20 protein-coding genes and 1 tRNA gene are annotated in these 13,644 nt (G+C 33.0%); 5 read left to right on the top strand and 16 right to left on the bottom strand.

All coding sequences use genetic code 11. The features are described from left to right. Window positions 1-81 precede the first annotated feature (81 nt). Window positions 82-687, top strand: a complete 606-nt coding sequence (locus ACX12B_RS07260) for a hypothetical protein (protein WP_459353357.1) — start codon at window positions 82-84, stop codon at window positions 685-687. Here the strand turns inward: ACX12B_RS07260 and ACX12B_RS07255 are convergent. Further along, a complete protein-coding gene (locus ACX12B_RS07255) occupies window positions 681-995 on the bottom strand; it encodes a single stranded DNA-binding domain-containing protein (RefSeq protein WP_428326580.1) in 315 nt (104 codons plus the stop codon). The genes ACX12B_RS07260 and ACX12B_RS07255 overlap by 7 nt on opposite strands. A gap of 121 nt (window positions 996-1,116) precedes the next feature. Here ACX12B_RS07255 and ACX12B_RS07250 point away from each other — a divergent pair. Next, window positions 1,117-1,218 (top strand) — tRNA-Leu (locus tag ACX12B_RS07250). Between the two features lie 33 nt (window positions 1,219-1,251). Here ACX12B_RS07250 and ACX12B_RS07245 read toward each other — a convergent pair. After that, on the bottom strand, window positions 1,252-1,374 hold the full coding sequence (locus tag ACX12B_RS07245) for a hypothetical protein (protein ID WP_428326581.1): 123 nt from the start codon (window positions 1,372-1,374) through the stop codon (window positions 1,252-1,254). A gap of 184 nt (window positions 1,375-1,558) precedes the next feature. Here ACX12B_RS07245 and ACX12B_RS07240 point away from each other — a divergent pair, with 184 nt between their 5' ends. Together ACX12B_RS07240 and ACX12B_RS07235 are read left to right on the top strand one after the other, a co-directional pair. Then, window positions 1,559-2,179, top strand: a complete 621-nt coding sequence (locus tag ACX12B_RS07240; protein ID WP_459353356.1) for a hypothetical protein — start codon at window positions 1,559-1,561, stop codon at window positions 2,177-2,179. After that, a complete protein-coding gene (locus ACX12B_RS07235; RefSeq protein ID WP_459353355.1) occupies window positions 2,180-2,800 on the top strand; it encodes an HD domain-containing protein in 621 nt (206 codons plus the stop codon). Here the strand turns inward: ACX12B_RS07235 and ACX12B_RS07230 are convergent. Genes ACX12B_RS07230 through ACX12B_RS07215 form a run of 4 tightly spaced genes read right to left on the bottom strand, consistent with a single transcriptional unit; the run spans window position 2,797 to window position 6,032 of the window. After that, the gene (locus tag ACX12B_RS07230) at window positions 2,797-3,108 is read right to left on the bottom strand and encodes a hypothetical protein (protein ID WP_459353354.1); all 312 of its coding nucleotides are present in this window, start codon (window positions 3,106-3,108) and stop codon (window positions 2,797-2,799) included. The two genes, ACX12B_RS07235 and ACX12B_RS07230, sit on opposite strands and share 4 nt — an antisense overlap. Continuing rightward, window positions 3,105-4,085: a porphobilinogen synthase gene (gene hemB, locus ACX12B_RS07225; RefSeq protein ID WP_459353353.1), complete on the bottom strand. Its 981-nt coding sequence runs from the start codon at window positions 4,083-4,085 to the stop codon at window positions 3,105-3,107. Before hemB ends, ACX12B_RS07230 begins: the two co-directional genes overlap by 4 nt. A 31-nt stretch (window positions 4,086-4,116) precedes the next feature. Beyond that, window positions 4,117-5,382 carry a glutamyl-tRNA reductase gene (gene hemA / locus ACX12B_RS07220; protein ID WP_459353352.1) on the bottom strand — a complete coding sequence of 422 codons (1,266 nt, stop codon included), beginning with the start codon at window positions 5,380-5,382 and terminating at the stop codon, window positions 4,117-4,119. After that, window positions 5,379-6,032, bottom strand: a complete 654-nt coding sequence (locus ACX12B_RS07215; protein ID WP_459353351.1) for a precorrin-2 dehydrogenase/sirohydrochlorin ferrochelatase family protein — start codon at window positions 6,030-6,032, stop codon at window positions 5,379-5,381. The genes hemA and ACX12B_RS07215 overlap by 4 nt, the downstream gene beginning before the upstream one ends. Window positions 6,033-6,133: 101 nt before the next feature. On the opposite strand from ACX12B_RS07215, the gene ahbA reads away from it, so the two are divergent. Beyond that, complete coding sequence (ahbA, locus tag ACX12B_RS07210; RefSeq protein ID WP_459353360.1) at window positions 6,134-7,150, top strand: siroheme decarboxylase subunit alpha; 1,017 nt, start codon at window positions 6,134-6,136, stop codon at window positions 7,148-7,150. Here the strand turns inward: ahbA and ACX12B_RS07205 are convergent. The 10 genes from ACX12B_RS07205 to ACX12B_RS07160 all read right to left on the bottom strand — a co-directional run bounded on the left by ACX12B_RS07205 (window position 7,147) and on the right by ACX12B_RS07160 (window position 13,564). Then, window positions 7,147-7,485 (bottom strand): hypothetical protein, encoded by a 339-nt coding sequence (locus ACX12B_RS07205; RefSeq protein ID WP_459353350.1) that lies wholly within the window; start codon window positions 7,483-7,485, stop codon window positions 7,147-7,149. The two genes, ahbA and ACX12B_RS07205, sit on opposite strands and share 4 nt — an antisense overlap. Window positions 7,486-7,492: 7 nt before the next feature. After that, window positions 7,493-8,491, bottom strand: coding sequence for an aldo/keto reductase (locus tag ACX12B_RS07200; RefSeq protein ID WP_459353349.1), 999 nt, complete (start codon window positions 8,489-8,491; stop codon window positions 7,493-7,495). Between the two features lie 96 nt (window positions 8,492-8,587). Continuing rightward, a complete protein-coding gene (locus ACX12B_RS07195; protein ID WP_459353348.1) occupies window positions 8,588-9,265 on the bottom strand; it encodes a chlorite dismutase family protein in 678 nt (225 codons plus the stop codon). 70 nt (window positions 9,266-9,335) lie between these two features. Continuing rightward, window positions 9,336-10,106 (bottom strand): Fe-S cluster assembly ATPase SufC, encoded by a 771-nt coding sequence (gene sufC / locus ACX12B_RS07190; protein WP_459353347.1) that lies wholly within the window; start codon window positions 10,104-10,106, stop codon window positions 9,336-9,338. 97 nt (window positions 10,107-10,203) lie between these two features. After that, window positions 10,204-11,160, bottom strand: coding sequence for a transcription initiation factor IIB (locus tag ACX12B_RS07185; RefSeq protein WP_459353346.1), 957 nt, complete (start codon window positions 11,158-11,160; stop codon window positions 10,204-10,206). Further along, window positions 11,157-11,426 carry an H/ACA ribonucleoprotein complex subunit GAR1 gene (locus tag ACX12B_RS07180; protein ID WP_459353345.1) on the bottom strand — a complete coding sequence of 90 codons (270 nt, stop codon included), beginning with the start codon at window positions 11,424-11,426 and terminating at the stop codon, window positions 11,157-11,159. The genes ACX12B_RS07185 and ACX12B_RS07180 overlap by 4 nt, the downstream gene beginning before the upstream one ends. Window positions 11,427-11,500: 74 nt before the next feature. After that, entirely contained in the window at window positions 11,501-11,800 is a 300-nt protein-coding gene (locus tag ACX12B_RS07175) for a signal recognition particle subunit SRP19/SEC65 family protein (RefSeq protein WP_459353344.1), read from the bottom strand. A 1-nt stretch (window position 11,801) separates the two neighbouring features. Then, the gene (locus tag ACX12B_RS07170) at window positions 11,802-12,185 is read right to left on the bottom strand and encodes a 30S ribosomal protein S8e (protein ID WP_141976156.1); all 384 of its coding nucleotides are present in this window, start codon (window positions 12,183-12,185) and stop codon (window positions 11,802-11,804) included. 68 nt (window positions 12,186-12,253) lie between these two features. Next, complete coding sequence (gene scpB, locus ACX12B_RS07165) at window positions 12,254-12,832, bottom strand: SMC-Scp complex subunit ScpB (protein WP_459353343.1); 579 nt, start codon at window positions 12,830-12,832, stop codon at window positions 12,254-12,256. Window positions 12,833-12,886: 54 nt separating this feature from the next. Next, window positions 12,887-13,564: a chromosome segregation protein ScpA gene (locus tag ACX12B_RS07160; RefSeq protein ID WP_459353342.1), complete on the bottom strand. Its 678-nt coding sequence runs from the start codon at window positions 13,562-13,564 to the stop codon at window positions 12,887-12,889. Window positions 13,565-13,644: the final 80 nt, after the last annotated feature.

Below are 13,644 nucleotides of genomic sequence, written 5' to 3'. Positions count from 1 at the left end.
ACTAAAAAGAAAAGAAAACGTTAGAAAAATCCTTAATTGTTTTCCTATAACATTAAAGTAGGTTTTATCTGAATTTTTACAATGAAAAAGCGTGGCCCTGTAATTACTATCATTGGTGTTATTTTAGTAATTATTTCTCTCTCAATTGCAGTCTCTGCTATTCCAACCAGTGTTCCTGGATCTGGTGATTTGTTTGTGTCCTCGTTGTTTGAAGATATGTTTGATGAAATATCTGATGAAACCCAAATCATGCCTGATGATTCGGCCTATTTTTCTTACGCCACTTATTCTTCTGATGTTCCTATTTTGTGGGGTATTCAAATTATTGATTATCAGGCTGGAGATGAACTATCTATTACAGTCTCAAATATTTTTGGTGATGATTATGGAACGTTTGTGCAAGATGAACCTATTCTTTTTGAAGTATTACAAATATCTCAATCTGATACATTAAATCTTGAAGTCCAGAATATTGGTACACGTGATGTTTCTGTAGTTACTATGTTTTCTGAAGATCCAGAAAATTCTGAATCTTTCACAAATCCTGATTCTCCTGTAATGAATATGGTTTTACCTTTAATGGTGTCTGGATTTTTGCTAATTTTAGGAATTATTATTTCCATTATTGGAGTTATAGTGATTCTGGTAGATTTGAAAAATAATTATGATGATAAAAGAAATTATTGAGGATTTACTTCCATCTGACCAAATTTGCCTTTTGTTAAAGACACTTCACCTTTGAATTCATTGGTGTATCCATTTGTGATTACAACAACATCCCCCACATTTACTGCTTTGATGTCATCACCCCACAATGTCAATTTCATTTGGTCATCTTCAGTTTCACCATCAGCTATAACCGCATCACAGACATCTACTGTTCCTCCACTTTTTAGATTAACAGTTCTTGGGTCTCCTTTACTTTTTACTTCGGCTTTAGCATTAATTCCACTTCGCATTTTTTTTACTTGTGCAATTGGTATGAATTCTGCCATGTATTTTTGAGTCCATTGTGCACGATTATAAGCTTTGTTAAAATCCCGTTAAATTAACAGATCACTTTTCCAATTTATCCAAATAGTAATCGAAAAATACTGCTCTTTTACCATTCTCATTGCAGAGATATCGAAGCCCGGTCAACCGAGAGGGACTCAAGATCTTCTAAAATAGGAAATCCCTTCTCTCAGGAGTTCGTGGGTTCAAATCCCACTCTCTGCACTAATTTTTCTATAAAATCATAAATTTTTGAAATTAAGCAACAAGTGCTTTAACTTTGCTTACAGAATGCTCTGAAATCTGTTTGTGCATTTCTGCTACACTTTCGTCCTTGAATGATAGATTGCATCTAAAACACTTCCATACCATCTCGGACATGCCTAAGTTTAGGCATAATTTGCTTATAAAGATATTGCATGATTGATCCAATTTGTTACAATACATGATCATTGTTTTGAAAAATATGTAATTTTTTTAATTTTTTGGATCAGAATGAAATTTTTTCATGACTAACCATGATCCAAGGGTTTAGAAGCAAAAAAACTAGCATATTCTATGAAAGATGGTAGATATTTTTGAAATTTTTGGAGAATTATCTTATTTTGGAATTTTTCTTGTACTAATTCTTGTAAATGCCTCTCCAATCTTAATGCCTCCAAGCTGGATCGTATTGACATCTTTCTATCTCTTGGATCCTAGCTTGAATATTGTGATTCTTGCTATGGTTGGTGCAACAGGTGCTACTATTGGTAGATTCTTCCTCAAAAAAATTAGTGGATTATTTAGAAAGTTTGTTGGAGAAGAACAAAAATCAAATCTTGACATAATTGGTGATTATCTTAATCAGAAAAAATATGGTTATTTGATTGCATCATTTCTTTTTGGTGCTACTCCTCTCCCAAGCAATATGCTGTTTATCACATATGGGTTAATGCGTGCAAAAAGTATTGGAATCTATGTTGGATTTTGGTTTGGTAGAACAATCTCATACATTATAATGATTTACTTTGGAAATGCAGTTTTACAACCTTTCTTGGAAATTTTTGAGGATCGTTTAACTGGAATTTTATTAATTGATGGTATAGGAATAGGAGTGATTGTTCTCTTTGCATCAATAAATTGGACAGTATTAATTACTCAGAGAAAAATTAAATTTGTCAAACCAAAAATATGGAGATTCTAAATGAAAGTTCTTGAATTACTCAAAAAAGACGTAAAAAAGATTATGGAAAATGATCCTGCTCATGACTTTGAGCATATTATGAGAGTATACAAAAACGCACAAAAAATATGCAAAAAAGAAAAAGCAAATGAGAAATTGGTTCTAAGTGCTGCATTATTACATGATATTGTTTCTTATCCCAAATCAGACAAGCGCTCAAAAATGTCTTCAATTGAGAGTGCAAAAAAGTCAAAACAAATACTAAAAAAATATGATTTTAATGAAAATGAAATTACAATTGTTTCAGATGCTATTCGTGATCATAGTTTTTCTCAAAAGAAAATCCCTAAAACTATTGAAGGAAAAATACTTCAAGATTCTGATAGGTTGGATGCATTAGGTGCAATTGGTATTGCTAGAGTTTTTGCTACAGGCGGTTCTTTAAAGAGACCTTTTTACAACATCGATGATCCTTTTTGTAAAAAAAGAAATCCTGATGACAAAACATGGACTGTGGATCATTTCTTTCAAAAATTGTTAAAACTTGAATCTCTAATGAATACAAAATCTGGAAAACAAGAGGCAAAAAGAAGAACAAGAATTCTAAAAGATTATCTTAAACAACTAAACCAAGAAGTTTAACCATAATCTACGTATCTGTCGTATCTTTTCTCTATCTCTCCATTTAGTCCTGCAATAATTTTCTCATATTCTTCATTTTTTCTAAAATCGATGTACTTTCGAATTGCATCAAATTCCTCATCATTAGGATATGATTCAAAGACTGGTTCGACCATCTTTAGATATTCTAGAGTTTTCCCACGAAACTCCTCTCTTGTGGGTTTTTTGATGCCTTTCATTCTAAATTCAACTGATGCCCAACTTGCACCAATAACATGTGGAAGTAAATCAAATGCCCTTTGAATCTCATAACGTTCGTCGTTTCTCATGATTCTTGAAGAAATCTTGAAGCAGATTTCGCAAAATAAGTTACTATCATGTCTGCACCCGCTCTCTTTATTGAATATAGTATCTCTTCGGTCATGTCTTTTTCATTGACATATCCTAATTGTGATGCCGCTTTTACCAGTGCATATTCTCCAGAAACACTGTATGCTGCAACTGGAACATTGAATTTTCTTCTTGTTTCTGCAATCAAATCCAAATATGATAATGCCGGTTTTATCATAACAATATCTACTCCTTCATTGATGTCTGTTTCTACTTCCATCATTGCTTCTCTAGCATTTGTATATGGCACTTGGTATGTTTTTCTATCTCCAAATTTTGGTGCACATTCAGCTGCATCTCTAAATGGTGCATAAAAGTTTGAACGATGTTTTGCAGAATGAGACATTATTGAAACATCTGAAAATCCTTCATCATCAAGTGTTTTCCTAATTGCTGCAACTTGACCATCCATCATTGCAGAAGGTGAAACTGTATCAACCCCTGCTTTTGCTTGACTTAATGCAATCTTTGAAAGTGTTTCTAAACTAGTATCATTATCGATTTTGTTTCCTTGAATAATTCCACAATGTCCTGTGGAGGTAAACTGACATAGACATACATCTGCCATAATTACCATCTTGTCTCCAAAGTTTTCTCGAATTTGAGAAATTGCTTTTTGTACAATTCCATTATCGTCAAATGCCGAAGAACCTGCATCATCTTTCTGAGTTGGAATTCCAAATAACATGATTGCAGGAATGCCTAAATCACTTATGGTTCCAACTTCATCGTTAACATCATCTAATGGTAGTCTTTCAATTGCTGTCATTGATTCAACTTTGGTTCTTGTCTTTAGATCTTCTTGAACAAATACTGGACAAATGAAATCTTTTGGAGAAAGTGTAGTTTGTTGAACTAACTCTCTCATTTTATCTGATGTTCTTAATCTGCGTAGTCGTCTAGTTGGAAATGACATATTAGAAATTCTCTTTGGGTAAAATATAATCCTAGTCTGCCTGCTCTTCTTTTTTATAGTCAAAGAGTTTGCTTGCCAAATCTACTACCTCTGGATTTCCTTGCTCAGAAGCTTTTCTGATATTATTCATTGGTGTTGAAACAATACTCTCAACTACTGCTTTGGTTAGTTCATCAATAATTTTGATTCTTTTCTCATCTTTTTCATCTAACATCTGAAGTGCCTTTTGCAGCTCTTTTGCTCTAAGTGATTCAATGTTCTTGAAAACATCTTTTACAAGAGGTTCTGCTTCTAGTCTTTTCATTGAGGCTTCTAATACAGATACTTCTTCGTTAATTATATTTTCAACGGTTTTTACCTTGTTTAATCTAGCATTCATGTTCTTTTCAACCATTTCTGCAATTTGATCAAGATTCATCAATTTTACTCCTCCGATAGTTGCAACTTTTTCATCTACTGTTCTTGGATTTGACAAATCCAAAATCATCATTCCTTTGTTTTTATCTCTCATTGCTTCTATGATTCGTTCATGTGTTACAAGAAAATACGGTGCAGTTGTTGCAACAAATATCACATCATAATTATCAAATCCTGAAAGAACTTCTTCAAATTTGACTGGGCTTCCTCCCATAGTTTCACAAAATGTCTTTGATCTGCTAAGTGTTCTACTTGTAACATCAAATGCATATCCTCGTCTTTGTAATGATTTTGCAACTAGTGTAGAAACTTCACCTGTTCCAATCAATAATGTTTTTTTTGTTTTTAATTCATCAATGTTTTCTTCTGCAAGTTTTACTGCCATTGATCCTACTGATATTCCACCCTTGCCAATCCCACTGGAGTTTCTGATTCTGGTGCCTATTCTAATTGCTTTGTCAAATAATGTATTAAGATGTTGACCTGATGCTTTTTGCTCTCTTGCTGAAGTGATAGAATTTTTTATTTGACCTAGAATTTGCTCTTCACCTAATACCATGGAATCCAAACCTGACGTTAGTTTCAATAAATGATGCAAAGCATTTTGATTCTCTTCAACTTCCATGTTTTCATCAAAAACTTGTTCTTCTAATCCTGCTAATGATGCCCATGTTTTCTTTATCTTGTCTACTTGTTGATTCTTTGATTTTCCAAATAATTCAATTCTGTTACATGTTTGAATTATAACACATTCATCTAATCCTGAATGTTTCTTAAATTGCTCATATGCTTCTTCAATGTCTTTTATTGTGAATTGTTCTAAAATATGGATTGGTGAATTACGAAAAGTTATACGTGCATTAATGATATTTTGATTCATTTCCAATTCCTCACTATTGTAATGGCTCTTTTCTCAGCTTTTTTCATCTGACCGTCTTTTATTAACTGATCAATCTCATTATCGGTCATGATGCTACGAAGACATGCTTTTCTTTCTGTTGTGGCTGTAATCTTTTCTTTTGCAATATCTCTTGCGATCTTTTGAATTTTGATCTGGCCAATGTCTTCTTTTGTAATGATTTTCTTAAACACTTCTTCTGATTTTTCCTTCAGTTTTTTTGACATTGCAGGACTTTTACCTCCAGTAAAAATAGCAATTTGAATCATTTTTTCAAAATCAATTATGGCAGGATTTGAGAAATCACTTTCTTCAGGATTATCTGAACTATATGTAATGATTTTTTTCTTTTTTCCTTCATTGATGATTTTTTGATTTAGTTTTTTATCATTGGTTGTTGTAATTATAATGTCTGGTTTAAATTTTGAGATGAATTTAGTATCTTGAATTTTTTGTTTTTTTAATTGAATTTTTTTTGATTTGACAAGTTTTGTGATTTGTGGGATTACTTTATCGCTAATTATTGTAATATTGCAACCTTGTCTCATCAAAGAATTGATTCTTTTTTGTGCTTCGTTTCCTCCTCCAATTACAATTACTGATTTTTCTTGAAGATTCAGGTCTACTATCATCGATCAAAAACCCTTCATTTTCTATTTATGTATTAAAATTTCTACCCGTACACCCAGCTACATTTTTAATTGAATGGAAGAGTCTTTGTCATATGACCTCTATGGATGAATTAGACAAAGAACTTCTAAACGAAATTCAATGGACATTTCCTCTTGTTACTAGACCCTTTGATGAAATTGCAAAGAAATTTGATACTACTCCTGAAATTGTAAAAGAGCGACTAAAACAACTTAAAGAAATTGGCGTTTTACGACAACTCAGTGCAATTTTTGATACTCGAAAACTTGGTTATACTAGTTCTTTGGTTGCTATGGAAATTGAACATGACAAGCTAGAATCTGTTGCAAGTCAAATTAATCGGCATCCTGGTGTTAGCCATAACTATGAACGTGATCATCAATTCAATCTTTGGTTTACTTTAGCAGTCCCACCTGGTTCTGATTTGAAAACAGAACTGGATAAATTCAATGTGTTAAAAGGAATTAAAAAAGTACGAATGCTTCCTACTTTACAACTCTTCAAAATTGGTGTAAAACTAGACATGGTTGATGAAAAAAAACATGAAGTTGCTCCAACTGAAGAAAAGAAAGAAATCAAAAATGTAAAATTTCTTCCAACTGAAGAAGATAAAGACTTTATCCGTGAATTGCAAAAAGACATGGATATCATTGATGAACCATTTCTCAAAGCTGCAAACAATCTTGGAATAACTGAAAATGAATTATTTGAAAAGATGAAATACTATGAAGAAATTGGAGTAATGAGAAGATTTGCTGCCATTTTAAGACACAGACAAGTTGGGTTTACTGCAAATGGAATGATTGTATGGAAAGTTCCTGAAGATAAAATTTCTGATGTTGGTGCACAACTTGGTGCTTTCCCTCAAGTAAGTCATTGTTATGAACGCCCTACGTATCCTGACTGGCCTTACAATGTGTTTTCAATGATTCATTGTAAAACCCATGATGAAGCAAATGAAATGGCAAAGACAATTCAGGATCAAATTCATGTAGATGATTATAAGATTCTCTTTAGTTCACGTGAATTCAAAAAGACCCGTGTAGAGTATTTTGTAGAAAACTCCTTCTCTTTAGAAGAAACAGTCCCTGTTTCCTAAACCTCATTTTCATCATGTCCTACGACATGAGTTGTACAAAAATACTGATCATTCATGTTGCAATAAAATGATGAATTTTCTCCACATTCTTTACATGGTGGTTTTTCATCCTGTTCTGATAGTTTTGTGTGGTAAATCTTACTTCTACTTGAAATGGCAGAATCTTTGTAAATTCGTGTTAAATTAGTATAATATTCTAGTTCTCCTTGGTTTAGAGGCACATCTTTTTTTATTTTTTTAATTATTGTTTCCCATTTCTTGTATTCTCCTATTTTGGCAAGCTTCATTCTTTCAATAACTTCTAGTGTTTTTTGAGAATCTATCGGAAAATCCATTTGCAAATTAACTTGCTTGTGGTGTTGCTTTTAATTCGTACTCTGGCCATGTATTGTACAAATCATCAATTTCTTTCATATCTGATGATGATATGTATGATCCTTTTGTCATCTCAACATAGTTTACAATTTCTTCTTCACTTACTACTGTTGGAAACACTGATCCAAATCCTTCCTTACTCATAATGAATTTCATTGCTAATTCTGTAATTGTTAAACCATTTCTGTCTGCAATAGGTCTTAATTGCTCAACTTTTTGTAACGATGCTTTAATCCATTCTCCTTTTCTTACTGATCTATGATCTTTTTCATCTATCTTTGTATCTGCATTTACTTTTCCAGTTAAGATTCCTGATGCTTCTGGAACTCTAACTAAAATACCTACATCCTTTTCAACAGCTTTTTTCATTAACTCATTACCAGGAGTTTGTTCTAAAATATTGTATACTGTTTGAACTGCACTGACGTTGTCCCTGTCCATTGCCTCTAGCCCTTCACGTGTCCACCCAATTGCTGGTCCTAATGCAACTTGGTATGTTTTGATGGACTCATCTTGAATAAAACTATCTAAAACATTGAAAATTTTATCATCTTTAATATGATTTAATTTTGGATTGTGTAATCCATACATATCCAAATGATCAGTTTGTAATCTCTCTAAACTATTTCTTAATGCATTTCTTGTGAAATCCTCATCAAATTTTTGTGGTAATTCACTATGTCCTATTTGTTCCACTTCCGAAAAATCATACCCATATTTTGTTGATAGTACTACCTCATCTCTCATGTCTTTGAAAACTTCTCCAATTATCTTTTCACTTTTTCCTTTTCCATACATATCTCCTGTTTCGAAAAAATTAATTCCAAGATCATATGCTTTTTTCAACATTCTCTTAGCCTCATCTTCTTCAATTTTTTTGCCCCACCAATCAAGTGCAATAGACCATGCACCAAAACCTAGTTCTGATACTTTGATTCCTGATTTTCCTAGTTTATTGTAATTCATTTTCATCTGATCCTTTAACTATCTCAAAATTTTTGATTTCATCATTTATGTTTATCCAAGATTTGCATACGTGATATTTGCTTTTTTAAGAATTTTCTAACCTAAACTAGAAATCAATGGGACAATATCCTTTTTGACACATACAATCATTGGAATATCATTTTTTACATATGTTGAAACTTGTGTTTCTCTTAAATCCATGATCAAGTCTTGAAAGTCTCTAATGTTGTCTACTTCAAATGCTAACATAAAGTCTTCATCATGTATTCCAAATGAATAAGTTGTGTTTAGGATAATTTGTGGATATTTTTTACTGACTTCAATGTGTTCATCCATTATTTCTTGTCTTTTTTCTTGAGGTAATAGGTACCACTCTCGTGTCTTTGTAAATGGGTAAACTATGACATGTTTCTTTGGTTCCATTCCAGTAATGAATCCGTGTTCTTTCCCTTGTCCTTTAACATAGATTGATGGTCTTGAACATGATAGATATGTTCTTGATGGAATGATGTATTTCCCAAAAACTGTTTTGTATAATTTTTCTATTGCTGTTTGTATTTCTTCTACAGAATTTGCAACAAACCATAATAGAAAATCTGCATCGTCTCTTAACCCTAAATTAGAATATGATCTATATCTTATTCCTGAATTTTTTAAAATATTCTCAACTTCTTTTGCAGACTCTTCTTTTGCCAAGTCTGCCATCCATCGCCATTTTGGATCAACTTTGAAAAATGAGAAATTAAAATAATATTGTTCATCATTCTCTGACATGTTCTGTACAATTCAAAAACCCTATTTAAATAAAAACTAGATTTTCTGTTATGAAATTTCTAAAATCGGATTATGCAGTTTGTTCTAAAACCCAATCATATCCTTCTGATTCGAGTTTGTCTGCAAGAGATGCATCCCCTGTTTTGAGAACTTGGCCTCTTGCAAATACATGAACGAAATCTAATTTGTCTAAGAATTTTAGAATTCTTGCATAGTGAGTAATGACTATTACTGTTGCATCTTTACCTGAAACCTTACTGATTGCTTTTGCAACTGCTTGAACTGCATCTATATCTAAACCAGAATCTGGTTCATCTAAAATTGAAATTTTTGGTTTTAATACTGCCATTTGTAAAACTTCTGCTCTTTTTTTCTCTCCTCCTGAGAAACCTTCGTTAAGATATCTTGAAAGAAACTCTTCTTTTAATCCAACTTTTTCTAAATTCTCTTTAAGATATTTTTGAAATTCTCTTACTGTGATGAATACTTCTCTATCGTCACCTTCTAGTGCTTTACTTAAAGAGTTGTACGCTGTTCTAAGAAAGTGAGAAAATCCTACACCTGAAACTTCTGTTGGATATTGAAATCCTAAGAACAATCCTTTCTTTGCTCTTTCATCTGCACCTAATTCTAAAATGCTTTCACCGTCTAACAAAATATCTCCTTGTGTTACTTCATATTTTGGGTGTGCAAGTAATGTGTAAGCTAGTGTACTTTTTCCTGAACCGTTAGGTCCCATAATGGCATGAACTTCTCCAGGTCCTGTTTTCAAATTAACTCCTTTGAGAATTTCTTTTCCTTCTCTTTTTACATGAAGATCTTTGATTTCAAGAACTGCCATGTTGCGCAATGTTTTGTTTCTATATATAATACCGACGAAATTTAGCTAATCCTAACGTGTAGTTTTGATAATAAAATGAAAAGAGGGGGGGGGGGTGTTAATATTTGGCCAGAGATGGTCTCAAAGTAATTTTGAGTTTGTAATTTGTTAGAATCTCTTTACATCTATTTCTGATAGTAACTTCAGTTACTCCTGCAATACTTGAAACGTCTCTTTGTAGTACGTTTTGACCAAGCAGGACTGATGACACATAGAGATATGCTGCAGCAATTCCGTTTGGAGCTTTTCCATCTGCAATACTGCTGTCTTTTGTTTTTTCTGCTATTTCTAAGGCTAGTCTCTCGACTCTGACCTCAGTTTGTGTCATGTTTGCTATCTTTGAGATGTATTTGTCCATGGTTACCACTGGGGCAGTTAATTGTCCCATTTCCATTACCATGGTTCTATAGTATCTTGCTGCAAGTTTTGTTTTTGATTTAACGTCTTTTGGTGGACATATTCCACGAATAATTTCTTCTAGTGATCTTACTACGTCACATTGTTTGCATGCCATGTAAATTGTAGCTGCTGTAATGCTTACTACTGATTTTCCCTTCACATCAACATGTCCATCCAAGTTTCTGTATATCATAGAAGCAGTTTCCAACACATTTTTTGAAAGACCTAGACCATCGCATGTTTCTCCCATTTTTGTTAAAACATTTGCAAGTCGTCTTTCTTTTGGTGTGGATACTCTTACTCTTTGTTGCCACTTTCTGAGATTGTGCATTTGGTTTGCAACTTCGTGGTTAATTGTTTTTCCACTAAAGTCCTTTGTACTAATTGCTATCTCAGTTGTAATTCCCAAATCATGTTGGGAATAAGTTGTTTGTCCGGTTGCTCTTGCTAACTTCATTTTGTCTTCTAGATTCGAACTTATTGTTTCTGGACCATAATCTGCTACTTGATCATCAACTACTACGCCACAACCAGAGCAGATTATTTCTCCGTTCTGCATGTCACTAACTACTGTTGCTTGACATTCAGGACAGTTTTGTTTTTCTAGTATGTTCATTTTCTTTTTCTCCTAAATTTTTTCTTTGAATTGTCAGGAGAATGTTCTGTTGCGAAAACACTTTTGCCAATGTATTTTTTGATGTTGTTTGTTAATGGGGTTGCGGATGCAAATGGTCTCCTTACCGGACCAATCAATTCCATTACTTTTGCAACTCTAGTTCCCTTCTCGTCGCAGAGTATCTGTCCTTCAACTAACTTGTTAGATAGTTGAATGATTACCCTGCCACTACCGGCTAGGTGCATTATTTCGCCTACCTCCTGCAATTAAAAACACTAATCATGATATTCTTATCATAGACTTCTGTCAACTTTACTTTAGCTAAGAGCTAGATTTGATTTTATTTTGATTGTTTGGACCTTTTTGCAACAAGTTTTTCGGAAATTTTGTTAAGAATTTTTGTCTTGGAGGATCCTTTTGGTAAAACAACGTACCCTGACCTGACAAATGGTCTTTTAGGAAATCTTACTTTGTCATCTGATTCTGTGATTTCAAATCCTGCTGATTTTGTTGCATCCATTAATTCTTTTAACGAAGGATCAAAAACACATTTCTCTAATCCTAATCTTCTGCCTTTTGATTTTTTTAAATTCTTGTTGAAATAATCCAACCAGATTACGATATGTTCGTAATCCTTCATTTTATTCCTTAACTAAAATTGCGTTAACGATTCCGTTTTGTCCTGGTTTTGAAACAACTCTGCATTTACCTTCTTGTGTTTCAAGTATTGCACCTTTTGTAATTATGCCACGTCTTTTGTAATCATTGTTTGTTGCATTGTCTAATACTTTGAGAATTTTTGTTTTCTTTACTTTTGCATCTCCTGTTGCAAGATTAACAAAATCAATTGTCTTAACAGCTGTTTTTCTATTCTTTCCACGAACATGTCTTGTTACTGTTACTTGAGCTCCTGTTACAGCTTCATTTGGATATCTATCAGTTTCATATTTTCGTCTAATTCTAAGTGGATGTCTTCTTCCTCCAGTTGTTTTACTGGTTGCTAAATTCTCTACTGATTTTCTCACGAAAACTTGTCTGAATCACTCTAATTTATACAAAACGCAAAAAATTAGCCTTAAAGTAAAAAATTCACTTAGTTTACTTCTGTTGTCATCTGAGGTGCCGGATTTGTGTGTCTTGCACTTGCAGTCTTTCTTACTTTTGAGAATAACCTTTGTTTTAGATCCTCTACATCTCCTTGAATTCCAAAATATTTTTGGAACTTTTCTGTTGTAGTAAAAATTTTGATTCTTCCAACATTTTGATGACTTATGTAATCTAATTGTCTGAGTTCTTTCAAATGTGCATACACTCCAGAACCTCTAACCTCTACAAGTTGTTTTGATGATATTGGCTGTTGATATGCAATGTATGATAATGTCTTAAGGGTGGCATTTGGAAGAACTGGTTTTGAAGCGTATCTTTTGACTGTTGAGCTATATTCTGGTTTTAGTTGCATCACATAGGATCCATCTGGAAGTATGACTACTTCGAGTGCTTTGAAGGCAGACTTTGTCTTTTTCATAATATTTTGAAGAATATCTAGTGTCTTTGTTCTTGATTCTGTGCCTGAGGCTCTGATAATGTCTTCTACTCGTAGTGGTCTACCTGCTGAATAAAGTGCGGCTTCTACTCTAGCAGTTGCCTCGTCCATATTTTCAATTTTAGTCAATTATTTGTCCATTCCTCCAAAATATAGTTAAAGAAATCCTTTCTTCATTTTTGATCAGTTTGTTAATTCTTCTTTTATTATTGTAATTTTGATATCTTCTTCAACCTGTTCTAAATCCACTTTTTGGTCTCTTGCCAAAAACAATATTGCAAAGAAGCATCTGATTGAATCTACTGGATCTAATTCTGCAATTATATTTTGAAGTAATCCATATCCTGTATCAGCAATTTTTTTCATAACCAAGTCTTCATATTTTCCAATTATACTCTCTAGTGAAATAAAATATTCTTGAAAGTCAGGCGCTTCGATTGGTTCAATCTCCACCTGTCTATTTCTTCTTGATTGTGGATTTGCAATTGTGCCAATGAGATTTTGTAATAACCCTAGCAAATCATCCAATGATACTGGATATGTGGATTCGTGTCTGTATGGCATATCGATTAAATCGATGTCTACATCGGTTCTTTGATGCATTGGTTTTTTCTCCATCGCTGCTCGTTGTAATGCAAAAATACTTTCAACTTTCATTCTGTAAATTAATGATGATGATAATGCTGCCATCCCTGCTACTTTGAGGTCTTTCTTACCTGATTTTTCAAGAATTTTTATCAATAAATTCAAAATTTGGATTAAATCAATCTCCCACACGTCTTTTTTGACAACTGATTGAGGACTGAACAGAATGTTTACTGGTTCCTGAGAAATACTGTTAGGTGTAGGTGATTCACTCACGCAAATCTTTTCTTCCTATTCAATAATATCTAAGGGCTCTATTTTTTTCTCATTTCCAGTCAACTCTTATATTGTTAATA

Source organism: Nitrosopumilus sp. S6, from assembly GCF_054515815.1.
The sequence above is the reverse complement of the archived record's forward strand: the minus strand, read 5'-3'. Positions and strand labels throughout refer to the sequence as shown.

Excerpts from the sequence above, each read along its gene's own strand:
- ACX12B_RS07260 (WP_459353357.1), top strand. The coding sequence starts at position 82 with ATGAAAAAGCGTGGCCCTGTAATTACTATCATTGGTGTTATTTTAGTA.
- ACX12B_RS07255 (WP_428326580.1), bottom strand. The coding sequence starts at position 995 with ATGGCAGAATTCATACCAATTGCACAAGTAAAAAAAATGCGAAGTGGA.
- ACX12B_RS07245 (WP_428326581.1), bottom strand. The coding sequence starts at position 1,374 with ATGTCCGAGATGGTATGGAAGTGTTTTAGATGCAATCTATCATTCAAG.
- ACX12B_RS07240 (WP_459353356.1), top strand. The coding sequence starts at position 1,559 with ATGGTAGATATTTTTGAAATTTTTGGAGAATTATCTTATTTTGGAATT.
- ACX12B_RS07235 (WP_459353355.1), top strand. The coding sequence starts at position 2,180 with ATGAAAGTTCTTGAATTACTCAAAAAAGACGTAAAAAAGATTATGGAA.
- ACX12B_RS07230 (WP_459353354.1), bottom strand. The coding sequence starts at position 3,108 with ATGAGAAACGACGAACGTTATGAGATTCAAAGGGCATTTGATTTACTT.
- hemB (WP_459353353.1), bottom strand. The coding sequence starts at position 4,085 with ATGTCATTTCCAACTAGACGACTACGCAGATTAAGAACATCAGATAAA.
- hemA (WP_459353352.1), bottom strand. The coding sequence starts at position 5,382 with ATGAATCAAAATATCATTAATGCACGTATAACTTTTCGTAATTCACCA.
- ACX12B_RS07215 (WP_459353351.1), bottom strand. The coding sequence starts at position 6,032 with ATGATAGTAGACCTGAATCTTCAAGAAAAATCAGTAATTGTAATTGGA.
- ahbA (WP_459353360.1), top strand. The coding sequence starts at position 6,134 with ATGGATGAATTAGACAAAGAACTTCTAAACGAAATTCAATGGACATTT.
- ACX12B_RS07205 (WP_459353350.1), bottom strand. The coding sequence starts at position 7,485 with ATGGATTTTCCGATAGATTCTCAAAAAACACTAGAAGTTATTGAAAGA.
- ACX12B_RS07200 (WP_459353349.1), bottom strand. The coding sequence starts at position 8,491 with ATGAATTACAATAAACTAGGAAAATCAGGAATCAAAGTATCAGAACTA.
- ACX12B_RS07195 (WP_459353348.1), bottom strand. The coding sequence starts at position 9,265 with ATGTCAGAGAATGATGAACAATATTATTTTAATTTCTCATTTTTCAAA.
- sufC (WP_459353347.1), bottom strand. The coding sequence starts at position 10,106 with ATGGCAGTTCTTGAAATCAAAGATCTTCATGTAAAAAGAGAAGGAAAA.
- ACX12B_RS07185 (WP_459353346.1), bottom strand. The coding sequence starts at position 11,160 with ATGAACATACTAGAAAAACAAAACTGTCCTGAATGTCAAGCAACAGTA.
- ACX12B_RS07175 (WP_459353344.1), bottom strand. The coding sequence starts at position 11,800 with ATGAAGGATTACGAACATATCGTAATCTGGTTGGATTATTTCAACAAG.